The sequence below is a fragment of the Neobacillus oceani genome, assembly GCF_046237595.1.
Lineage (GTDB): Bacteria > Bacillota > Bacilli > Bacillales > Cytobacillaceae > Bacillus_D > Bacillus_D oceani.
In genome coordinates this window covers 670,337-694,124 of sequence record NZ_CP143543.1, presented here as the reverse complement: position 1 = coordinate 694,124, position 23,788 = coordinate 670,337, and the positions used below count along the sequence as shown (strand labels likewise).

Here is a 23,788-nt window from a genome sequence, read left to right as displayed (position 1 = left end):
ATTGAAAAGAAACTAGGTGTGAATGATATGCGAAAATGGGTTTTTTTTGTTTTGGTTTTACTGATGGCAAGCATTCCTTCCCATGCTTTTGGGAGCGAAAACAGCAAATCTACCGAAGTAATCATTTCGTATGATGGGATGCGCCAGGACTTTTTAGAAGCTTATATAAAGCAGGGGACTATGCCCAACTTTAAAAAGGTAGCAGATAAAGGGATGTATGCAGAAAATATACAAACGATTTTTCCATCCTTAACGTCAGCCTCCCATGCTGCGATTGCAACGGGAACGAAGCCAAGTGAATCCGGCATGGTCAGCAACGAAATCCATAAACCGGATAAAAAATTGACAAACCGGGACAGCGCCTTTTTTTCCCCGCTTGATTCCGAACCCGTTTGGTCTGTGGCTCGTAAAAAAGGAAAGACGACCGCTACGATCCTCTTTCCAGGTTCAAATCCAACATTCAACTATAAAGCCGATTACGCAATTTATTATGGGGAGACTTGGGCTGAAAGCGATTTGGCCAAACTTGATTTTCAAAAAACCGAATCAAAGAAGTCGAATCAAAAAGCCAGTTTTTCATTTAAAATGAGCAAAAACGATACACGTACTATCTATATAGTTGCCGACAAATCCACACAGGACCGGAAAGGTTACACCTTTCAAGTTTCATTCGAACCTGATATGAAAGATGCACAGACTGTACAATTGAATAAATGGGGCTCTCTCTCATTTTTGACTAAAACGAACGAGTTGGCGGGATTTTCTTTTAAAATAAAAGCGAATAAGCCAGACCTTTCCGACGCTAAAATGTATCGGACGGCAGTGACATCAGCAATCATTGAGGGACCAGGAGATTTTAAAAATGACATCAACAGGAAGTTCGGCTACTTCCCAGTCCAGGATGATGACGAAGCATTGGAGAACAAATGGATTACCCGGAAGGAATATGAGGAGATTATTACGCGCTTCGCACAATGGACAACAGATGTATCTTTATATATCAAGGATCGTTACAAGCCGGACATCATGTTCTTTTATTATCCACAGGTAGACCATGAATCGCACAACTACCTCCTTGTTGACCCGAGGCAGCCTGGCTATTCAAAGGAAAAGTCGGAACGGTATATGAAATATATCCGCTGGTCTTACGGCTTATCCGATGAAATGCTGGGCCAAGTCCTTTCGAAGTTAAATAAAAATGACCGGATTTATCTTGTATCTGATCACGGAATGGAGCCAGTCCATTCCCGTCTTTCTCCAAATGAGGAATTGGAAAAGGAAGGGTTGCTCGTGAAGGATGGCGATGGGGAAATTGATTACAAAAAATCAAAAGCGTTTGCTGTCGCCAGCGGGTCGATCGCACAGGTTTATATAAACTTAAAAGGACGGGAAAAAGAGGGGATTGTCGAACAAAAGGATTATGACTCTCTCCAAAAAAGAATCGCTGAGATTTTTGAGAATGCGAAAGTTGAAAAAAAGAAAATCAATCTCGGGAATTATTTATCCTTCGTATCGGCTCAATTATCGGACAACAATACCGCGATTAAAGAGGATTTTTCCAAATCGGTAAAGGCCCTAAAAAACACTGTACTTTTCGCTCCTGTAAAACAACTAATCTTACCATATGAAAAGGTCATCAAAATCCGCAACAGCCATGAAAACACAGGAGATGTTCTATTAGTCGCCCAAAAGGGCTATTACATGGCCCAGGGCGATGGCAATAAAGTTATGATGGTTAATGACCTTGGCAACCATGGGGGCGATCCAGCCCGGAAAGAGTTAATCCCTATCTTTATGGCAGCTGGTAAAGGAATAACCCAGGGAGAGATTGAATCAGAAATTACAACTTTGGACATTGCGCCCACATTGTATAAATTCATGCAAATTGACATACCGGACTTTATTGATGGAAAGCCAATTCCAGAGCTGACAGAAAACTAAAGTCCACGGTTGGCATAAAAGGTGCCAGGCATAGAAATCCATCATGCCTGGCACCTTATTTAATTGAATAAATTCTGCATTTTTCATAAAGGCTTGTTTTTCCGATGTCGAGGAGTTTGGCTGCTTCCTGGCGGTTTCCGTCGGCAGCGGCAAGGGCTGCGAGGATGGCCTGCTTTTCGGCTTCCGCTATTGTTTCCTTTAACGGCTTTATCTTTGTTCCGGCTGGATTTGCATGTTGAGGAACGGTATCAAATAGCGCTGTTTCCTGGTCCCGTAAATATAAGGGAAGGTGGTTGGGCATAACGACATTCCCATCCAAAACATTGATGCACCGTTCAAGGACATTTTCGAGTTCACGTATATTGCCCGGCCAGGAGTGCTGTTGAAGAAGGCGGATGACTTCCTGGGACAGCCGCACGGATTTCCGGTGGAATCTCTTTTCAAGCTTTTCCACCAGTTTCAGGGCAATTTGCTCGATGTCTTCTTTTCTTTTCCGGAGCGGGGGGATTTCGATTTTTATGACATTCAGCCGGTAGTAAAGGTCCTGGCGGAATTTCCCCTCATCTACCATCTTTTCAAGGTCACGGTTGGTAGCCGTAATAATCCTTACATCGACCGGTACCGATTTTTGTCCGCCGACGGCTTGGATTTCCTTGTCCTGCAATACACGGAGCAGTTTGCTTTGCATGGCAAGCGGCATGTCACCTATTTCATCCAGGAAGATGGTCCCCCGATTAGCAAGCTGGAAATGACCCTTCTTTCCTCCTTTTTTGGCCCCTGTGAATGCACCGTCCTCATAGCCAAACAGCTCGGATTCCAACAAATGTTCCGGAATGGATGCGCAATTTATCGGTACGAACGGATACGCCGAACGGAGGCTGTTAGCATGAATCGAATGGGCGAACAATTCCTTTCCCGTTCCGGATTCGCCGAGCAGGAGGACAGCAGACTGGCTGACAGAAATCCTTTCGGCAAGCGCTTTTGCCTCCATAAAAGGCCGGCTCGTCCCAATCAGGTCTGAAAAGCTATACTTGCTTGTAAATTCACTCTCTTCTCTCGTTTTATAATATTTCAACTCTTCTACGAGATTTTGGATTTTGCTTTTATACAATTGAAGCTCCTCAGGATTCTTGAACATGACTGTTCCCACTGCCCCGACCAGTTCCCCGGAAACAATGAGAGGAAATCTGTTGGCAATCATTTCACTCCCGTTGATATGGTGGACAGCGGCGATTTCAGCTTGTCCGGTGCGGGATACAATATGCATCCTCGTATTTTCAATTACCTCCTGGACAGGCCTTTTCATTGCTTTATCCACAGTGGTGCCAAGGAATTCACAATAAGCTTCGTTAATATAAATGATGATGCCGTCACGGTCGGTGACAACAATCCGCTCGGCAGAAAGGTTCAATATTTCCTCGAGCCAGTTTAAAGGAATATCATCGATTCGCACGTTCACCATTTCCCCACCTTTTCGGAATACTAAAGATTATTATATCAGTATTTTGTTTGTAAATGTACGGAGATTTCTGACTATTTGCAAATAAAGAAAAAGCCCTGCCGGGTAAAAGGCAGGACTTCTCGTCTTGTATTGTTAACAACAGCAGCTTTACTGCACAGTATAGCCTCCATCCAGGATGACGGCCTGTCCGGTAATCCCTCTTCCTTTGTCGCTTGCCAAAAAGACTGCGTAATCGGCAATTTCCGATACCGATAAAAGCCTTTTTTGCGGAACAAGCGGATAAATGACCTCTTCCAACACGCTTTCCAAAGGTACATTTCGCGTCTTGGCCAGGTCGCCAAGCTGTCCTCTGACGAGCGGGGTGTCGACATAACCAGGACAGAGCGCATTGACAGTAATTCCTTCGGCGGCACCTTCAAGAGCGGCCACCTTTGTCAGGCCGATTACGCCATGCTTGGCGCTATTGTAGGCGGCCTTGCCGGCAAACCCGATGACCCCATTAATCGAGGCCATGTTAATAATACGGCCAAAGCCCTGCTTTTTCATCATCGGAAAAACATTCTTAATGCCGATAAACGGTGCGGTCAGCATAACTTTTACGAGCAGCTCGAATTTTTCCGTCGGGAATTCCTCAATAGGCGATACATACTGAAGCCCGGCATTGTTAATCAAGATATCGATTTTCCCGTACTTTTCAGCCGCCAGACCGATGGCGTTTTTATAGGCTTCCTCATTCGTTACATCGCAAGGGGCTGATAATGCTTCATATCCCTCGCCTCGCAGCGTTTCGGCCACTTGGTCGGATTTCTCCCGGTTTAAATCCGAAATGACAACCTTTGCCCCTTCTTTAGCGAATGTCTTTGCGATTTCCAGTCCTATTCCGCTTGCAGAACCGGTAATAAACGCTACTTTTCCTTCTAACTGTTTCATAGATTAGCCTCCCTATTGGATTAACAGTCTCTCTTTTTTAAACCCAGCCAAACAAAGAGTAGATGCCAATAATAACGAATACAGCAACTGTCTTAATAATGGTTACGGCAAAAATGTCACGGTAGGACTGTTTATGGGTTAAGCCCGTTACAGCAAGCAAGGTAATGACCGCCCCGTTGTGCGGGAGCGTATCCATACCTCCGGAAGCCATCGAAACGACACGGTGCATGACTTCTGGTGGGATATTCGCCGCGGCGATTGCCGCATTGTATTTATCAGCCATCGCACTGAGCGCAATCCCCATACCGCCGGAAGCCGAGCCGGTAATCCCAGCCAGGGTGGTGGTTGTTACAGCTCCGTTTACAAGCGGATTTGTAAATGTACTTGAAATTCCATCGCTTATTTTCGCAAAACCTGGAAGAGCGGCGATAACTCCGCCGAATCCATACTCGGCACCTGTATTCATCGTGGCAAGAAGCGCGCCTGCAATGCTGAGGTTCAGGCCTTCCTTGAAATTAATTGTTACCCGATTCCAGTCATAAGCAAGAGAAGCAATGATTCCGACTACGAGCGCCATCTCTACTGCCCAGATGGCCATTACTGCCGAAACATCGACCGTAAAGGCATTAAGCCCAATTTTCGCAAAGTCAAAGCCTTCCGGATACCATTTTGGAATAAGGGTAATAAACAGCTTGTTCGTAACGCCAACAAGGATAAGTGGAACGAATGCCAATAATTGCTTTGCTCTTGACTGTTCAAGTGACATATTAGGAACGGAAGCATTCTTCTCCGCTTCAGCATGTTCCAGTGCTGCGGCGTTTTCTGTATCAAAGCCAAAATAGCCTTCACCCGCTGCAGCTGCCTTCTTCCTCCTCCACTCCAAGTAAAGCATCCCCAATGCAAAGACGAAAATAGCGCCTATGATCCCCAGGGTTGGAGCGGCATAAATGTCCGTCTTAAAGAACGGGGCCGGGATAACGTTCTGAATTTGAGGTGTACCCGGTAACGCATCCATCGTAAACGTAAATGCCCCCAGTGCGATCGTACCGGGAATAAGTCGTTTAGGAATGTTCGCCTGCCTGAACATTTGGGCAGCGAATGGATAGATGGCAAAAACAGCAACGAACAGGCTTACTCCGCTGTAAGTTAGAATTGCGCCGAGCAAAACAATTGTTAAAATTGCCCGCTTGGCACCAAGCCAGCTAACAATCGTCTTGGCAATCGATTCTGCAATTCCGGACATTTCAACTACCTTACCGAAAATTGCACCCAGTAAAAAGACAGGAAAATAAGATTTAATGAATCCAACCATTTTTTCCATGAAGACCCCTGAAAAGAATGGCAGCACATGGCTTGGGTCAATCAGGACTACAGCCAGAAGTGCGCAAATGGGTGCAAAAAGGATAACCGAAAAGCCGCGATAGGCCACAAACATTAACAGGCCCAGCGCCAAAAGAATACTGAATAATTCCATATAAATCCCCCTTTGATTTTTTGTAAGCCCATTCCATCCCCTTTGGAAAGCGTTTACAAAATAAAGCTTACATTCTTTAAGAATGCAAGTTTCGTGCCAATACAAAATCTTCAAACAATTTCGAATAAACACTTACCTTTTTACCCTTTTCATCACTAACTAAACGAAAAAAATCAATTTTATTTTCCGGAATTCCGGAAAACTGAAAGTAGGTTTTCCGGAATAACGGAATTTTCCGCCTTTTTAAATGCTGGTGCGAATTTGCTGGACTTTTTCAAAACAACAGGCTATCGTCCTTATTTCCAGCCTTTGTGTTATGCCAGCAGGTTTACACTAAATGAGGCTTCGGTTTTCTCACGTACCAATTCCATTGTCGCCCCTTCCTGTAGTTCCTCAAGGACAAGTCCTGATGGCGTTACACGGAACACGGCAAGCTCGGTGACAACCATATCGACTACCCCTTTCCCGGTAAGGGGCAGGCGGCATTCCTTAAGGATTTTAGAAGATCCGCTTTTTGCACAATGCTCCATTGCAACGATAACCTTTTTCGCTCCGGTTACCAAATCCATCGCACCGCCCATCCCAGGGACCATTTTGCCGGGAACCATCCAATTCGCAAGGTTTCCTTTTTCATCCACCTCAAGGCCGCCGAGCACTGTAACATCGACATGGCCCCCGCGAATCAGTTCAAATGAAAACAGGCTGTCAAAAAATGCGCCTCCCGGAATAATTCCAGCTGGCTGCCCACCGGCATTTACGAGGTCGGGATCAATCTCCCCTTCAAGTGGCTTCAGCCCCACATATCCATTTTCTGATTGAAGAATGACGTTCACATTTTCAGGCAAATAATTTGGGACCATTGTCGGAAGCCCAATTCCAAGATTCACGACATCTCCGTCCCTCAATTCCTTTGCGACACGTGAAGCAATGAGCTGTTTGGGGCTAACAAGTGTTATTGTCATTATTTACAGCCTCCTTGAACCAAAATTTTATCTATAAGGACACCCGGGGTCATTACGTCATCAGGGTCAATCTCTCCGACTTCTACCACCTTTTCAACCTGTGCAATTACAAGGTCGGCGGCTAACGCCATTAATGGGTTGAAGTTCCGGGCCGAGCGGTGATATACAAGATTGCCGGCTTTGTCAGCTTTATATGCCTTTAGAATTGCCACTTCTGCCCTGAGCGGCTTTTCAAGCAGAAATTCCCGCCCGTCAACAGTAATTTTCTGTTTCCCATCTTCGACCACTGTTCCAATTCCAGTGGGAGTCAGCACCCCGCCAAGCCCTGAACCGCCAGCCCGGACGCGTTCAGCCAGAGTCCCCTGTGGAACGAGTTCAACTTCCATTTCTCCGGCAATCATTTGCCTGCCTGTTTCAGGATTCGTTCCGATGTGGGAGGCAATTACCTTTTTAACCCGATGGTTGACAATCAATGGGCCAACTCCGGTTTCGATAAACGCAGTGTCATTCGCAATCAGCGTGATATCCTTAACGTTCTTTTCAAGCATTACCTCAACAAGCTCCTGTGGCGTTCCGACACCCATAAAACCACCTGCCATCAGTGTCATCCCATCCCGAAAAAATGTAGCCGCATCCTCTTTCGAAATTACCTTATTCATTTTTCACACACCCCCAAATCTATTTGTGGAAGTGAGTCCGATCCACTCACACACCCTATAATGGTGCAAGAAGTGTGCCAAAGAATTAAAGATCCATCTATTCAAAATTACTTCTAGCGCTCACAACAAAAAAAGGTATAACTCCCTCACATAATGAGGAATTATACCTTTTGTTTTTGTATGATTAACTTTTCAGCGCCCTCATTAAAGAGTGCAGCTTTTCTCATTTGGCTATAGTAAGTTTTTTAAAAAATGGAATAGATGGTGGAAATCACAAAGAGAGGGTTATTTGTTGAAGAAATAGGATGACTTTAAGATGATTTACTTTCGAAAATTCAGGATAAACCAAAACTATTTATTTGATTTTCGGTAATCCCTTTTATTAAGTGCAGTTCACTAATCAAAAATTCATATGCATCAGCCAACATTTTCTTTTCGCTAGCATTTAGTGCTTTTTCTTTCTTCATACGCATTAAATCACGTACAACTTCTGCACCTTCTTTCATTTCACCAGTTCTTATTTTTTCTGTGTTTACTTTATACCTTTGTTTCCATGGCAGTAAACGATCTGATTCTCCATGCTGAAAAATGTGTATAATGTGTTTTAATGCAAGTAAATCGGTAACCGGCCTTATTCTTGAATTCGAAATTTTACGTGTTGGAATCATCACTTGCATGTTACTGATTGACATTTTGATGACAAAATAATCTTGTTTTTTGCCAGAGAATTCTCTTTCTTCAATTGCCATAATTCTACCTGCACCATGCATTGGGTAAATAATGTTATCGCCAACTTGAAACATATAATCGCCTCCATATATGCTAACCTTCTAATCGTAACATACATGGACACTTTAATCAAATAAACTATAATACCATAAATTTATTTTTATTGTCAATAAATTTTTATCAAAAAATCCAACCAAACAAACCAACCCAACAGACTGGATTCCCAATATAGAAAAGCAACCTGGTCCGTAATCCTTGAACCTCACGAATTGATTTAGGCGAATTTTTCTGGATTCTTATTTTTAACCTTGCGAGGTACTTCTAAAAACAAGAACCCGCAGGCTTGTAGCGCCTAGCGGATTTCTTGTTTTAAAAAATTCAATTTTTCCAGCTTTAAAGATTACTGCACATGCCTGTCCCAATGGCGGTGGGAGGAGATTGCTTGAACAAATTGCCCGGAAAATTCCTCAGGTGTGCTTGCAACTACAACGCCCGGCGCACCGATGATACCAGCCTGTTGAGCTATCTCGGCCCCTGCGTGAGTTGCGCCAATCGGTTTGTAATGCTCGAATGCTTCCTGGAGGAAATAGAGAGCAGCCTTTTTAAATTTCGGGGTGTTCTCTCCCCCTCCAACCACATAGATCGCATCGAAGAGGACAGAATCGGCGGTCAGGAACGAATGATGGACTGGCAGCGCGAAATTATCGGTTCCTCGTACGGAACCGAGTTTTTCACTAATGAATTCAGGGATTGCGCCTTCCGCCTTCAAGGCATCCAGTATCGTTTTAACTTCATTTCCGCTAAAACCATCAGCCACAAGCACACCGATCTTACGCGTTTTCGCTGTCTTTACAGTGTTAGCCATGCTAAGAGCCGGCGATGACTTTAAAGATGCAGGCTCCCTCGGCTCCGGCACCTTCGCTCCAATCGCCTCGGCAACCGGTGTGACCAGTTCCATGCTCACATTGGCAAACATATCAACAACCTGCTGGCGTACATCCGGTGATTTCACTTTGCCGAGTTCAAAGGATAATGCATCAATAATATGCTGCTTTTCGGGCGGGCTCATGCTATTCCAAAACATGGACGCCTGGGAGAAATGATCCTTGAAACTGTCACTGCGGGCCCGGATTTTTCGGCCATCCACCTTCTCCTGATAATGGACATAACCGCCCTCCTCCGCAGTTGCTGGCGCAGGCGTATTTTGGGCGAGGGAATTTCGATGGTAGCTCACTTGGCCCCGGTTGATCGTCTGCCGGCCAAAGCCATCGCGCTGGTTGTTGTGGAACGGGCAAACAGGTCGGTTGATTGGCAGCTCATGGAAGTTTGGCCCGCCAAGACGCAACAGCTGTGTATCCGTATAGGAGAATAACCGGCCCTGCAGCAGCGGATCATTTGTGAAATCAATCCCAGGAACAACATGGCCAGGATGGAAAGCAACCTGCTCAGTCTCCGCAAACACGTTGTCCACATTCCGATTCAAGGTCATTTTTCCGATAATCTTGACCGGAACCTCCTCCTCAGGCCATAACTTTGTCGCATCCAGAATATCAAAATCAAACCGGAATTCCTCTTCCTCAGGAATCATCTGGACACCGAGCTCATACTCGGGGAAATTCCCGCTTTCAATCGCCTCGTACAAATCTCGGCGATGGAAGTCCGGGTCCTTGCCGGCTATCTTCTGGGCCTCGTCCCACACAAGCGAATGGACGCCCAGCACCGGTTTCCAGTGGAATTTTACAAAATGTGCCCGGCCCTGCTCATTCACGAACCGAAACGTATGTACTCCAAAGCCCTCCATCATTCGGAAACTGCGGGGGATAGCCCGGTCCGACATTTGCCACAACACCATATGCGCCGACTCCTGGTTGTTGGCGATAAAGTCATAAAACGTATCATGGGCGGATGCACCCTGCGGCATTTCGTTATGCGGCTCAGGTTTCACCGCGTGTACAAAGTCAGGGAATTTGATTGCATCCTGAATGAAGAACACTGGTATATTGTTTCCTACCAGGTCATAGTTTCCTTCCTCCGTGTAAAACTTCGTTGCGAACCCGCGCACATCACGGACCGTTTCAGCCGAGCCTTTCGAACCCTGGACCGTCGAAAAACGGACAAACACCGGTGTTTTCTTCGCAGGGTCATGCATGAATTTCGCCATCGTGAATTCTTTCATTGACTCGTAAACCTGAAACTCACCATGAGCCGCAAACCCACGGGCATGCACAACCCTTTCCGGAATCCTCTCATGGTCAAAATGCGTCATCTTCTCCCTGAAATGAAAGTCTTCCATCAACGTCGGCCCGCGTACGCCGGCTTTCAGGGAAAACTCATCCTCCGAAACCTTTAAACCTTGATTGGTCGTCAACTTCTTCCCGCTGTCATCCACTGTAAATTGCTCCAACTGTTCCTGCTTTTTATTCACATTCGGAACGCGATTCTCCTTTTCCATTCATCATCCTCCTCACAGTAAATTTGTAGCCCACTCCCCTTCTACCCCACTCTCGGTATAAAAAACGTATAAATTTAAATGCTTAAGCTTACAATCCATTTGTTAAAACACGTCCTTTTAATCGGGGCCACGTAATTTTCACAATAAAAAAACCGCCTGGTCATTGTCACCAAACGGTTCATTTTGATTGATCTTGAAATTGCTCGAATCCCGAGCAGGAAGCGGCCGGCCATTTCTGCTGTGAAACATCTTGTGAAACAAAAAAAATCTGGGCACTGTCCGCATTTTAAAACATACTGAGTGAGTACTTTTCGGCTAATAGTTCGAGGAGTTTGATGCCGCCGATGCTGTTTCCCTTGTCATCCAATGCGGGGCCGAATATCCCGATGCCGAATTTGCCGGGCACGGACCCCATGATTCCGCCGGATACGCCGCTCTTTGCCGGAATGCCAATTTTGATGGCAAACTCACCGGATGCATTGTACATGCCGCATGTCACCATGAACGTTTTGCAAATCCTTGCTACATCCTTAGGCATGACTCGTTTGCCCGTCAAAGGATGTACCCCGTCCATCGCGAACACCAGCCCAATATCGGCCAAATCCCGGCAATCCATCTCAATCGCGCACTGCTTCGAATACAACTCAATCAGCGTGTCGACATCCTCTGTAATCACCCCATGCTGCTTCAAAAAATAGCACAAAGCCCGGTTCAAATGGGCCGTTTCAAACTCGGATTGGGCCACTTCCCCATTAAACCCAACCGTCTCATTGTCCGCCAGTTCCCGGATAAAGGCCAACAGCCGCCCGAGCCGCTCCCCAACCGAGCTTCCCTTAATCATGTGCGTCACAACGAGCGCACCCGCATTTATCATCGGATTCAACGGCTTTGCCACACCCATAGCCTCCAATTTGGCAATCGAATTGAACGGGTCCCCCGTAGGCTCCATCCCAACCCGATCAAACACATAATCATACCCCCGGTCCATCAAAACCAGCGCCAGGCTGATCACCTTAGATATGCTTTGTAGCGTAATCTTTCTTTCGACCTCCCCAGCCGCAACACAATCACCATTTGGATAATGGATCGCAATCGACAATTCAGCGGCATACGCTTTCCCGAGTGCCGGAATATAATCCGCGACCTTCCCCTGCTTCGTAAAAGGCCGCGCCTCCTCCACAAGCACATTCAACTCCTCGTTCGACTCACAAGGCATCTTCATCACCCGTATTAGTATGAACCACTCTTTTTGGAAAAATGCCCGGCTAACCGCCGGGTAGGCCCACGCACAGGATTCGTAACCCCACCGTGCACGCAACACTGTATTTAGAGGGCCTCCTCCCCAAAACGAAGCGAAGCTTGAAGGTCAATGATTTCATTTCGTATTTTTTCAAAACCAGGTATATCAGGCACAGATTTTTCAGCTGGCGGTACGTTTTGCCCTGCGGCCCTCGCCATCGTTTCGAAAATATACAGGAGCCTTGAAAGCTCTTCATCTTTAAGGACTGGCCTTTTTTCATATTTTAACGCTGCATCCAGGTAAAAACCCAGCTGCTCAATCGAGAAAATAACCGGCCAGAACGATTCAAGCTTTTTCTTTTTACCCGGCAATTCTCCCAAAGCTGTTGTGTATACCGTTGAAAGGTTAACTAGGTTTGTGTGCATTTTTCTCCGTTCCCAGCTCTTATCAAACTCCATTTTCTCATTGTTTTTCGAAAACAAACCAAGTACATATTGGCCTTGGCTGCGGAGGGTTTTCACAATGTAATGATTGAGCATTCCCGAGGCTGTCCTGCGCCCAAAAAGCCAAACTCCCAAAAGCCCGATGATGCTTCCGGTAATGATATCTGTCGCCCTCGCCACTGCAAAGAAGGGAAAGTTATGTATCTCTGCGGAATATTCCGAGATGATCAAAGCGGAAGGAGTGATAAACAGAACGGCAAGCGCATAATTGCGGACGATGAACAGCTCTGTCAGAAATGAAAGGGATAGAATGAGTAAAGCCACAACAAAGCCGTTATGGACATTCATCAAAATTACCCCGGCAATCAAAAGGCCGGCCAATGTACCGATTGTCCGCTGGATTGCCCGATGAATTGTGGAGATAATTGTCGATCCAAGCATAACCGCCGCACAGGAAAGCGGGACCCAGTATGGCCTTTCAAACGGGAATGCGTAAGCAATCAGGGATGCTGCCATTAGAATGGCCCCAAATCGGACAGCCGAAAGAAAAACAATCGAGTTTTTATCAAACGCTCCTAAAAGCTTGACCCGGATTGAGGGCTTGGCGATTTTCACATCGCGGTGGATTTTTCCGGCCGGCTCATTCAGGATAGCATCGGCGTTGTATATTTTCCTAAATAAATCGGCAATTTTTACATCATCTGTGTCAGGTTGAAGGATTTTCGCCTTGTTCTTTCTGGATGATCCGATTGTGTTGGCCAGCGCCCGCAATGAATCGCCAAGCTCAGGGGGAAGCCCGTTCTTCTTTTTTTCCACTAATTCAAGCATATCGATAAACAGACGGTTGGCATGCTCGTTCAGCAAATAAAGCCTTTTAAACAATTCCGTATCCGTCCACAAAGAATAGCCAGCCAGGATGATTTCCTCCGCTTCCTTTAGAACGGCGACTGTTTTATGCCGGGCATTATTCAAATCTGCTCCCCCGGCGGAATCGGCAAATGCGGCCAATTGAGCGTATACCTTTTTAACAGCAATTGTTTCTGGCCCGTGGGGATTAAAAAACCAGCCAAGCATACTGATCAGCCATGATAGAGCACCACCCAATAAAACTAGCCCGCCACGTAGCGGGGCATCCTCAGGGTCAGCCGGAATCCCAGTCGCAATTGAAAAACAAAGTATAAAGAAAATTGCCGATGGGCCGGTAATCCTTAGCGCGCCAAACATAAATGTTGCAATAGCTCCTATCATTCCCATCCCAATGGCCACCCCAAAAGGATACGGGGAAAGAAGGATGCCGAGGAACATGGACAAAGCCAGGCCGGCAGCAACAAAAAATATCAATTTTGCCCTCTGCACATAAGGCTGGTTGAATACGTACAAATACGCAAATCCTCCCATCCCCGCAGCAATGCCGTAGTGGAAATTCCCTAGGAGCAAGCCAATCACGATTGGCAATGATGCCGCCAGGCCCGCACAAAAAGCCTTTCTCCAAGGGAAAGGGTTTTTTCTCACCGTAAACGCGTTCTTGAATGTTTGTAATACCATTTCACTCAATGTCCGTTCATGTTTGTCCATCTAGTTTGTTGCGCCGGAAAACCACTATCCAGAGCAAGTACCTCCCTGCCTTCATAAAATTCACTTGAATGTAGTATACGCCACTTTACATGAAACAACGATTTGCTGCCCTAAAAGCCAGCCATACCCATACCTTCCATTTAAAAGAAAATAATGTAAATTAACTCCCAAACCATTCTAACTTAATAACCAACTTTTAAAAATTTTTATTAAAATTATTATCCTTGAATTATCAACATTGTAAACGCTATCAAATGGACCGAATATTTAAATTTATCAGATTTTTATTATTTTACCCTTGAATATTTAATTAAACGGGAGTATCATTAACGGAAATCTCAGAAAAGTTCGTATTTTATTTCACGTACTATTTTTTTAAAATACAAAATCGGGCTTTTCCGAGTCAAACCTTTTTAATTTTTTTCTTTCGATAGAATTTTTTTAACAGGGCAACTTTTTAGGAGGAGTGATTTTTTTGGAAAGCCAGTATATATTTCTTGGCGGTGAATTTGTGAAGAAGGAGGATGCGGTTGTTTCGGTATATGACCACGGCTTCCTCTACGGCGACGGGGTATTTGAAGGCATTCGTGTTTACAGCGGCAACGTGTTCAGGCTAGATGCACACTTGAAAAGGCTATACGAATCAGCCCACTCAATCATGCTGCAAATTCCTTATACATTTGAAGAAATGACCCAAATCATCGTTGATACGGTGCGGAAAAATGAATTATCGAGCGCCTATATACGGGTGGTTGTTTCAAGGGGCAAAGGGAACCTAGGCCTTGATCCGGCATCCTGCTCCCAGCCAAGGGTCATTGTCATTGCGGAACCGCTGGCGCTTTATCCGAAGGAACTGTATGAACGGGGCCTGAAAGTCGGTTCGGTTGCAACTAGGCGGAACCGTCCTGATGTCCTAAGCCCGCAGATTAAATCACTCAACTATTTAAACAACATTCTAGTGAAACTTGAAGCAAGTCAGGCCGGTGTCGATGAAGCGCTAATGCTGAATGACCAAGGCTATGTGACCGAAGGGTCCGCCGACAACATTTTCATTGTGAAAAACGGCGTCATTTACACTCCTCCGGTCTACCTTGGCGCGTTGGAAGGAATCACCCGCAATGCGATTATCGACCTGGCGAAACAAAACGGCTACGAAGTCAAGGAAAAGCCATTTACACGGCATGATGTGTACGTCGCTGACGAAGTGTTCCTGACAGGAACGGCGGTCGAGGTTATCGCGGTCATCGATGTAGATACCCGGAAGATCGGCAATGGCAAGCCTGGGCCAATCACGAACCATCTGCTCGCTGAATTCAGGAAGCTCGTTACCGAGGATGGAGTCAAGTGCTATCCGGAAACCAAAGAGAAAGTGGTAGTAGGTTAAAGGAGGCCAATCATGCGAAGCGATATGATCAAAAAAGGATTTGACCGGGCCCCACACCGGAGCCTGCTTTATGCAACCGGCGTTAAAACAAGCGACCTGGACAAGCCTTTCATTGGCGTCTGCAACTCCTATATCGACATCATCCCCGGGCACAAGCACCTCAATGTTTTTGCCGAAGTGGTGAAAGAAGCGATTCGGGAAGCGGGCGGCGTACCGTTTGAGTTCAACACAATCGGCGTTGACGACGGAATTGCAATGGGCCATATCGGGATGCGCTATTCACTTCCGAGCCGGGAAATCATCGCGGACAGCGCGGAAACGGTTATCAACGCCCATTGGTTCGACGGAGTCTTTTACATCCCGAACTGTGACAAGATTACCCCCGGGATGCTGATGGCAGCGGCAAGGACGAATGTCCCTTCCGTGTTTGTATCCGGAGGGCCGATGGAAGCAGGCGTTTCCTCGACCGGAAAGCCGCTCTCCCTCGTTTCTGTTTTTGAAGGGGTCGGCGCTTACAACAAAGGCACCATCACCCAGCAGGAATTGCTCGATATTGAAACGAATGCTTGCCCTACCTGCGGTTCATGCTCCGGAATGTTCACCGCAAATTCAATGAACTGCCTCATGGAAGTACTCGGCATGACAGTGCCAGGCAACGGAACAATTGTTGCCACTTCCGATACGCGCCATGAGCTGATCCGACGGGCAGCTAAACACTTAATCGACTTGGTCAAAAAAGATATCAAGCCGCGCGATATTATGACGAAAGAAGCGTTTGACAATGCCTTTGCACTTGATATGGCAATGGGCGGCTCCACCAACACAGTACTGCATACATTGGCCATCGCCCACGAAGCGGGAATCGATTATGATCTTCATGAAATTAACCAGATTGCTGAGAAAGTACCTTATCTTTCAAAAATCAGCCCGGCTTCCGACTATTCCATGGAAGATGTGCATCATGCCGGCGGAGTTAGTGCGATTATTCACGAATTGTGCAAGATTGACGGCCTGATTCACAAGGACGCGATTACCATTACCGGAGAAACCCTTTACGAAACCGTAAAGGATGCGGAAATCACAAACGACCAGGTTATCAGGAGAAAGGATAACCCTTACAGCCCGGTCGGCGGATTGTCCATCTTGTTCGGCAATCTTGCCCCCGATGGCGGCGTCATCAAAGTCGGAGCCGTTGATCCATCGATAAAGAGGTTCACCGGTGAAGCGATTGTTTTCGAATCACAGGAAGAAGCGCAGGCAGGAATCGACAGCGGAGCAGTAAAGCCTGGCCATGTCGTGGTCATCCGTTATGAGGGGCCAAAAGGCGGGCCAGGAATGCCTGAAATGCTTGCCCCTACCGCCGCGATTGCCGGCCGGGGGCTGGAAAAGGAAGTCGCATTGATTACCGATGGCCGCTTTTCCGGCGCAAGCCGCGGCATATCGGTTGGGCACATTTCCCCGGAAGCAGCCGAGGGCGGCCCGATTGCTTTTGTTGAAGACGGAGACCTGATCATGATTGACCTTGAGTCTCGCTCAATCAACCTGATCGTCGACAGGGACGTTTTAGAAGAAAGACAGAAGAACTGGATAAAACCTGAGCCCAAAATCAAAACCGGATACCTAGCCAAGTACGCCAAACTTGTCACTTCCGCAAGCACTGGCGGAATCATGAAATTTTAAAAGATTCATAGCGATAAATCGTTGACGGGAACAAAGGAATAAGAACCTAGTATTTACAGAGAGCCGGGGTAGCTGGAAGCCGGCAATACTACTTATTCTGACATCGTCCCTGAGTATTAAGCTGAACGGTCCTCCCTACTAGGCTTAATCGGGTGTTTTCTGCACTCGTTACTAAAACGGAGCGGATTTTCCGCTTCATGAGGCGGCAGTTGCAAGACTGCCGTGAATCCGGGTGGTACCGAGGAAAGACTGATGCCTTTTCTCCCCGAATATCCTGCTGCTTTCCAGCGGCGGGATGTTCGCGGGAGAAAAGGTTTTTTTATTGGGAAAAATGGTTCCGCGCCAATTTATTACACTCCAAGTTCCACCTAATTATGCCGATTGCGCTTGTATTAATGCCAAACCGAGAGATATGAATGCCAAACTGCCAACTATTTATGCCTTACTTTTAAAAAATGGAGGGATTGACGTGAAAGTGGAGACAATGCCGGCGATGGAGCAGGCTGTTACACCAAAAACGGGTGCCGATGTCCTGATTGAATCATTGGTGAATGAAGGGGTCGATACAATCTTCGGGTATCCCGGAGGAGCCGTGTTGCCAATATATGATGCTATTTACAGGGCAAAAGGCCAAATTAGGCACCTATTGTTCCGGCATGAGCAGGGTTCCATCCATGCCGCCGAGGGATATGCCCGCGTGACTGGAAGGCCCGGCGTCGTCCTTGCAACATCCGGCCCGGGTGCAACGAACCTTATCACAGGAATCGCGGATGCGATGATGGACTCTTTGCCGCTCATTGTCTTTACGGGACAGGTCGCTACCAGCGTGATTGGAACCGATGCTTTCCAGGAAGCGGATATCATTGGCATTACTACCCCGATTACAAAACATAATTATCAGGTCCGGTCTATTGCCGATCTTCCGAGAATCATTAAAGAAGCCTTCCACATTGCTTCGACTGGCAGGCCGGGACCAGTTGTGATTGATATGCCAAAGGATATCTCGGCAAACGCTGTTTTCGAAATGGAGTTGGATACGGACTTTCACCTGCCGGGCTACCAGCCGACAACAAGGCCGAACCCGCTTCAAATCAACAAGCTTGCCGATGCGTTATCAAAAGCAAAGAAGCCTGTCATCCTTGCTGGGGCGGGAATCCTCCACGGGAAAGCCACGGCGGAATTGAGGGCGCTAGCCGAGAAGTACCGGATTCCGGTTACAACCACACTTCTTGGGCTGGGCAGTTTCCCCGGGACCCATGAGCTTTCGCTTGGAATGGCTGGGATGCACGGAACCTATACAGCCAACATGGCTCTATATGAATGTGACCTGCTTCTCAATATCGGCGCCAGATTCGATGACCGCCTTACAGGCAACCTAAAGCATTTCGCTCCAAAGGCGAAAGTTGCCCATATCGATATCGACCCGGCGGAAATAGGTAAAAACGTACCGACAAGCATCCCGATTGTTGCCGACTCAAAGGAAGCACTAACGGAACTGATGAAACACGAGTTTGACATGAAAAACCATGCTGAATGGCTAAACAAGCTTGAAGAAAACAAGAGCAACTACCCACTTTGGTATACCGACTATAACCAGAGGCTAAGCGCACAACAGGTTATTCAGGCAGTATATGAAGCATCAGGCGGTGAGGCGATTGTCACGACTGACGTAGGCCAGCACCAAATGTGGGCGGCCCAGCATTACACATTGGACAACCCCGACCGATGGGTAACATCCGGCGGGCTTGGCACGATGGGCTTCGGCTTCCCTGCTGCAATTGGCGCCCAGCTTGCAGCACCCGATAAAACGGTAATCGCATTCGTTGGCGACGGCGGGTTCCAGATGACCCTTCAGGAGCTCGGCGTTCTCCAGGAATTGAACCTTCCAGTCAAAGTTATCATTGTTAATAACGGGGCTCTTGGAATGGTCCGCCAATGGCAAGAGGAATTTTACGAAGAACGCTATTCGGAATCGCTTTTGCCTGTCCAGCCCGACTTTGTCAAATTGGCCGAGAGCTATTCAATCAAAGGCGCCAAAATCCAAACCGAGGAAGAATTGATGCGCATCCTGCCCGAAGCACTTGCCTACGACGGCCCGGTTGTCCTCGATTGCAGGGTCGTCCTCGAAGGGAATGTCTATCCGATGATTGCCCCAGGTAAGGGATTGCACGAAATGATAGGAGTGAAACCATGAAGCGGATCATTACAGCCACCGTCCAAAATAAAAGCGGCGTCCTTAACCGTGTAACCGGCCTCCTGCAGCGGCGCCAATTCAATATTGAGAGCATTTCGGTCGGGCCGACAGAAATTGACGGCATCTCAAAAATGACACTTGTTGTCGACGTTGAAGACAGCCAAAAGGTTGAACAGCTGACGAAGCAGCTTCATAAACAGATTGATGTTTTAAAAGTTTCGGATATTACCGATAAGGCGGTTGTCTCCCGTGAGCTAGCCCTGATCAGGGTTGCGAGCAGCGGCCAGCTTCGCAGGGAAATCAAGGAAATTATTGATCCATTCCGCGCGTCCGTCATTGACGTCAGTAAGGAAAGCCTTGCTGTCCAGGTAACCGGGAAGCCGGAAAAAGTCGAAGCGCTGATTGAATTGCTCAGGCCATATGGAATTAAGGAAATAGCGCGGACTGGCATTACCGCCCTCTTGCGCGGAAGCCAGCCGCAAGTATCCGAATTACCTTCTTATTCGCTTCAGAGGTAAGAATTAAAAAATACATGCAAACATACTCGAAAGGATGATAACAAATGGCAAAAGTACTTTATAATCAGGACATTTTTGAAGAGGTTTTGAAATCGAAAAAAATCGCGGTAATCGGCTATGGTTCCCAGGGCCACGCCCACGCTTTGAACCTGAAGGAAAGCGGCTATGATGTCGTAGTTGGGCTTCGCGGCGGAAAGTCATGGGACAAAGCAGTCGAGGACGGCGTAGCTGTTTGTTCCGTTGCCGAAGCAACCGCACAGGCCGATGTCGTTATGGTTCTCCTTCCTGATGAAAAACAGCCACAGGTGTACGAGGAGAGCATAAAAAATAACCTCAAGCCTGGAGCCGCCCTTGTTTTCGCACATGGGTTCAATGTCCACTTCAATCAGATTGTGCCACCTGCCGATGTAGACGTATTCCTTGTAGCACCGAAAGGCCCTGGCCATCTTGTCCGCCGTACATACCAGGAAGGCGCTGGGGTCCCTGCCCTGTTTGCAGTCTACCAGGATTACACAGGCCAGGCGAAAGAAATTGCACTTGCCTATGCGAAAGGAATTGGTTCCGCCCGCGCCGGCGTATTGGAAACTACATTCCAGGAAGAAACTGAAACCGACCTGTTCGGTGAGCAGGCAGTCCTTTGCGGCGGGCTGACCAGCCTTGTCAAAGCAGGCTTTGAAACGTTGACGGAAGCCGGATATCAGCCAGAAGTCGCCTACTTCGAGTGCCTCCATGAACTGAAGCTGATTGTTGACCTCATGTATGAAGGCGGCCTCGAAAACATGCGCTACTCCATCTCGGATACCGCCCAATGGGGTGACTTCGTTTCCGGCCCACGCGTCGTCAACGAAGAAACGAAGGCGCGCATGAAGGAAATCCTTCACGACATCCAGACTGGTGAATTCGCGAAAGGCTGGATCCTTGAAAATCAGGCTAACCGCCCGCAGTTCAATGCAATCAATGCGCGGGAAAACAGCCATCCGATCGAAACTGTCGGACGCGAACTCCGCGAGCTAATGCCATTCGTAAAACCAAAGCAAAAGGCAATGTCACGGTAATTAAGAAAAGCGCAGGCGCCCGTTTAGCACCGTATGGACTGGAGGGCCCCGATGGAGATAAAGGAAACACGATGAGCGAAGCAACTGCCTGCATTACTTCATGAAAAAGCCTCATAGAGCAACCCCGTGGGCTTTGCGACGAGCTGAACATAGACTTCCCCGAATAGACTTTGGCGCAGGAGCAGAAGCGAATCGATGTTGACTTATCGTAGCGAGGGGACCGAAGTACACTAGGTGCTGGGCGCAGTAGCTGGACAAAGAAAAGTGCTGGCGCCCGTATATATATTCTTATGTTTTTATAATGATAGAACTGACTTTTTAAAAACCGAGGCCCCTTCCCTTCTATTTGCGGCAAGGGGCCCTACCTAAAAATGAAGGAAGGGAATTCTAGTGGTGCAAAACATTCACATATTTGATACGACCTTGCGCGATGGGGAGCAATCTCCGGGAGTTAATTTAAATCAGCTCGAAAAGTTGGAGATTGCCCGGCAGCTTGAACGGTTTGGCGTGAATGTAATGGAAGCCGGGTTTCCCGCTTCTTCACAAGGAGATTTTGAAGCGGTTCGCACGATAGCCCGGACAGTCAGAAACGTATCGATCGCAGGCCTTTCAAGGGCAACGAAAAACGATATTGATACCAGCTGGGAGGCACTGAAAGAAGCCGAAGCACCGCGCCTCCATTTGTTCATTGCCACCTCCCCCATCCATATGACATACAAACTAAAAAAGTCGCCCGAGCAGGTTACCCAGCTGGCTGTCGATATGGTCCGTTACGCAAAGGCCAAGTTTCCGCAGATTGAATGGTCAGCCGAAGACGCCTCCCGCTCCGACCTTGATTTCCTTGTCCAAATCATCGAAAAGGTCATCGACGCCGGAGCGACTGTCATCAATTTGCCTGACACTGTCGGCTATGCCACCCCGGCGGAATATGGCCGGATGTTCCGCTATGTAAAGGAAAATGTCCGAAATATTGATAAAGCGATTTTATCGGCGCATTGCCATGATGACCTTGGTCTTGCAATGGCCAATTCCCTCGCCGCCATTGAAAATGGGGCAACCCAGGTTGAAGGAACGATCAACGGAATTGGTGAACGCGCAGGGAACGCGGCACTCGAGGAATTCGCCGTAGCCCTTGGCATCCGCAAGGACCAGTTTCCTTTTTCCACAGGTTTGAACTTAAAAGAAATCAAACGGACGAGCGATTTGGTCCGGAAGCTTACCGGGATGCCGATTGCACCGAACAAAGCTGTCGTCGGGCAGAATGCTTTCGCCCACGAATCTGGCATCCATCAGGATGGAGTCCTGAAACACCCGCAAACCTATGAAATTATCAATCCATCGATGGTCGGTATCGAATCGAATGAGCTTGTACTCGGGAAACACTCTGGACGCCATGCCTTTAAGGAGAAAATTGAAAGGCTCGGATTCTCACTAACCGAGGAAAAATCTGAAGAAGCTTTCAGGCAATTCAAGTCGCTGACAGACCGAAAAAAAGAAGTCACCGACGAAGATTTGTTCACCATTCTTACGGACATCCAGACGGCCGTATCCGATGTGAAAAAATATGAATTGCTTGCCTACCAGGTACAATCCGGTTCCATCAACCTTCCAACTGCTACCGTTGCATTGACAACGCCGGATGGGATGCGCACCGAAACAGCCCGTACTGGAAAAGGCCCAGTCGAGGCTCTATATAACACTCTTGAAGCGCTGATAAAAGAAGAAATCCATTTGACGAAATACCAATTAAGCTCCGTAGGCCAAGGACGAGATGCCCTTGCGGAGGTCCATGTGAAAATGATTGTCAACGAGTTGCCTGTAAGCGGGCGCGGATCTTCGCATGATGTTCTCGAAGCCTCCGCAAAAGCATTCTTAAACGCTGTCAACCGCGTCTTTTACGGACAAACCACGAAGGTCCTGCAAACAGCGAATAGCTAATAGCCCATACAAAAAAACCGAGGAGGCCACGTCCATGAAAAAACATATCGTCATGCTGCCCGGAGATGGCATAGGCCAAGAGGTAATGGCCTCGGCCAAGGCTGTCTTAAACACAATCGCCGAGGAATTCAACCATTCTTTCACTTTTGAAAGCCACGACATTGGCGGAACTGCGATTGACCGACACGGCACCCCGCTTCCATCCGAAACGTCGGCCGCCTGTAAAAAGGCTGATGCTGTACTCCTTGGAGCGGTTGGCGGGCCAAAATGGGATACGAACCCTTCCCATTTAAGGCCTGAAAGAGGTTTATTGGGAATTAGAAAAGAACTCGGGCTCTTTGCTAACCTAAGGCCGATAAAAGGCTTTGAAAAACTGCTTCACGCATCCCCTCTTAAGGAAGACGTTGTTAAAGGAAGCGATCTCCTTATCGTCAGGGAACTTACTGGCGGCCTTTATTTCGGAACTCCAAGCGAGCGGCGAGACAATGGCCAGTCGGCAGTCGATACTCTTTTCTATTCACGCGCCGAGATTGAAAGAATCGTAGACAAAGCTTTCCAATGCGCCGAGCAGCGCCGTGGACATCTGACTTCGGTAGACAAGGCCAATGTGCTTGAATCGAGCAAGCTTTGGCGGGAAGTTGTTGAGGAAAAGAAACAGCAATATCCGGATGTTGCAGTGGAACATGTCCTTGTTGACGCGGCGGCGATGAAATTGATTACGAACCCATCCCAGTTCGATGTCATTGTAACCGAGAACATGTTTGGCGATATTTTAAGCGACGAAGCCTCGGTTTTAACAGGGTCTCTAGGAATGCTTCCGTCAGCGAGCCTTAGGGAAGATGGATTTGGCCTTTATGAACCGGTCCATGGCTCCGCACCGGACATCGCCGGAAAAGGAATCGCCAATCCTGTCGCCATGATCCTATCCGCCGCTATGATGCTAAGGCATTCTTTTGGGCTGAATGAAGAAGCGAACGTAATTGAAGAAACGGTCGAATCCATCCTGAATGACGGATTCCACACAGCGGACATTAAAGCCGTCAGCGGACAAAAGGTTGGAACGAAAGAGATGACACAATTAGTAATCGACAAGATTAAAACATGAAACGCAGCCAGCTGCATTATGGACTGCTACGCCTAAAGAAAGGGGAT

The 23,788-nt window shown here is 47.5% G+C and carries 17 protein-coding genes; 8 read left to right on the top strand and 9 right to left on the bottom strand.

The annotated features are described in order from the left end of the window. The first annotated feature begins 27 nt into the window (after positions 1-27). Entirely contained in the window at positions 28-1,941 is a 1,914-nt protein-coding gene (locus tag V1499_RS03395; protein WP_409273810.1) for an alkaline phosphatase family protein, read from the top strand. Positions 1,942-1,996: 55 nt separating this feature from the next. Here the strand turns inward: V1499_RS03395 and V1499_RS03390 are convergent, their stop codons facing one another. The 9 genes from V1499_RS03390 to V1499_RS03350 form a co-directional block, all read right to left on the bottom strand. Further along, the gene (locus tag V1499_RS03390) at positions 1,997-3,403 is read right to left on the bottom strand and encodes a sigma-54 interaction domain-containing protein (RefSeq protein ID WP_409273808.1); all 1,407 of its coding nucleotides are present in this window, start codon (positions 3,401-3,403) and stop codon (positions 1,997-1,999) included. A 147-nt stretch (positions 3,404-3,550) separates the two neighbouring features. Next, entirely contained in the window at positions 3,551-4,333 is a 783-nt protein-coding gene (locus V1499_RS03385) for a 3-hydroxybutyrate dehydrogenase (protein WP_409273806.1), read from the bottom strand. Positions 4,334-4,370: 37 nt separating this feature from the next. Then, positions 4,371-5,807 (bottom strand): GntP family permease, encoded by a 1,437-nt coding sequence (locus tag V1499_RS03380; protein WP_409273804.1) that lies wholly within the window; start codon positions 5,805-5,807, stop codon positions 4,371-4,373. A 314-nt stretch (positions 5,808-6,121) separates the two neighbouring features. After that, on the bottom strand, positions 6,122-6,769 hold the full coding sequence (locus V1499_RS03375) for a 3-oxoacid CoA-transferase subunit B (RefSeq protein ID WP_409273802.1): 648 nt from the start codon (positions 6,767-6,769) through the stop codon (positions 6,122-6,124). Then, positions 6,769-7,428: an acetate CoA-transferase subunit alpha gene (atoD, locus tag V1499_RS03370; protein ID WP_409273800.1), complete on the bottom strand. Its 660-nt coding sequence runs from the start codon at positions 7,426-7,428 to the stop codon at positions 6,769-6,771. The genes V1499_RS03375 and atoD overlap by 1 nt, the downstream gene beginning before the upstream one ends. Positions 7,429-7,763: 335 nt before the next feature. Continuing rightward, positions 7,764-8,231: a CarD family transcriptional regulator gene (locus tag V1499_RS03365; protein WP_409273798.1), complete on the bottom strand. Its 468-nt coding sequence runs from the start codon at positions 8,229-8,231 to the stop codon at positions 7,764-7,766. Between the two features lie 326 nt (positions 8,232-8,557). Next, on the bottom strand, positions 8,558-10,609 hold the full coding sequence (locus V1499_RS03360) for a catalase (protein ID WP_409273797.1): 2,052 nt from the start codon (positions 10,607-10,609) through the stop codon (positions 8,558-8,560). Between the two features lie 286 nt (positions 10,610-10,895). Then, entirely contained in the window at positions 10,896-11,825 is a 930-nt protein-coding gene (gene glsA, locus V1499_RS03355; RefSeq protein ID WP_409276218.1) for a glutaminase A, read from the bottom strand. Positions 11,826-11,935: 110 nt separating this feature from the next. After that, positions 11,936-13,867, bottom strand: coding sequence for an FUSC family protein (locus V1499_RS03350; RefSeq protein WP_409273795.1), 1,932 nt, complete (start codon positions 13,865-13,867; stop codon positions 11,936-11,938). 475 nt (positions 13,868-14,342) lie between these two features. Between V1499_RS03350 and ilvE the strand changes: the two genes are divergently transcribed. The 7 genes from ilvE to leuB all read left to right on the top strand — a co-directional run bounded on the left by ilvE (position 14,343) and on the right by leuB (position 23,741). Next, positions 14,343-15,251, top strand: a complete 909-nt coding sequence (ilvE, locus tag V1499_RS03345; protein ID WP_409273793.1) for a branched-chain-amino-acid transaminase — start codon at positions 14,343-14,345, stop codon at positions 15,249-15,251. A gap of 12 nt (positions 15,252-15,263) precedes the next feature. Continuing rightward, a complete protein-coding gene (ilvD, locus tag V1499_RS03340) occupies positions 15,264-16,931 on the top strand; it encodes a dihydroxy-acid dehydratase (protein WP_409273791.1) in 1,668 nt (555 codons plus the stop codon). Positions 16,932-17,415: 484 nt separating this feature from the next. Beyond that, a complete protein-coding gene (gene ilvB, locus V1499_RS03335; RefSeq protein ID WP_409276217.1) occupies positions 17,416-19,125 on the top strand; it encodes an acetolactate synthase large subunit in 1,710 nt (569 codons plus the stop codon). Further along, positions 19,122-19,643 carry an acetolactate synthase small subunit gene (gene ilvN, locus V1499_RS03330; RefSeq protein WP_316570242.1) on the top strand — a complete coding sequence of 174 codons (522 nt, stop codon included), beginning with the start codon at positions 19,122-19,124 and terminating at the stop codon, positions 19,641-19,643. The genes ilvB and ilvN overlap by 4 nt, the downstream gene beginning before the upstream one ends. Before the next feature lie 44 nt (positions 19,644-19,687). Then, positions 19,688-20,698 (top strand): ketol-acid reductoisomerase, encoded by a 1,011-nt coding sequence (gene ilvC, locus V1499_RS03325; protein WP_409273789.1) that lies wholly within the window; start codon positions 19,688-19,690, stop codon positions 20,696-20,698. A gap of 393 nt (positions 20,699-21,091) precedes the next feature. Then, positions 21,092-22,636: a 2-isopropylmalate synthase gene (locus V1499_RS03320; RefSeq protein WP_409276216.1), complete on the top strand. Its 1,545-nt coding sequence runs from the start codon at positions 21,092-21,094 to the stop codon at positions 22,634-22,636. Between the two features lie 34 nt (positions 22,637-22,670). Beyond that, the gene (gene leuB, locus V1499_RS03315) at positions 22,671-23,741 is read left to right on the top strand and encodes a 3-isopropylmalate dehydrogenase (protein WP_409273787.1); all 1,071 of its coding nucleotides are present in this window, start codon (positions 22,671-22,673) and stop codon (positions 23,739-23,741) included. The last annotated feature ends 47 nt before the right edge of the window (positions 23,742-23,788 follow it).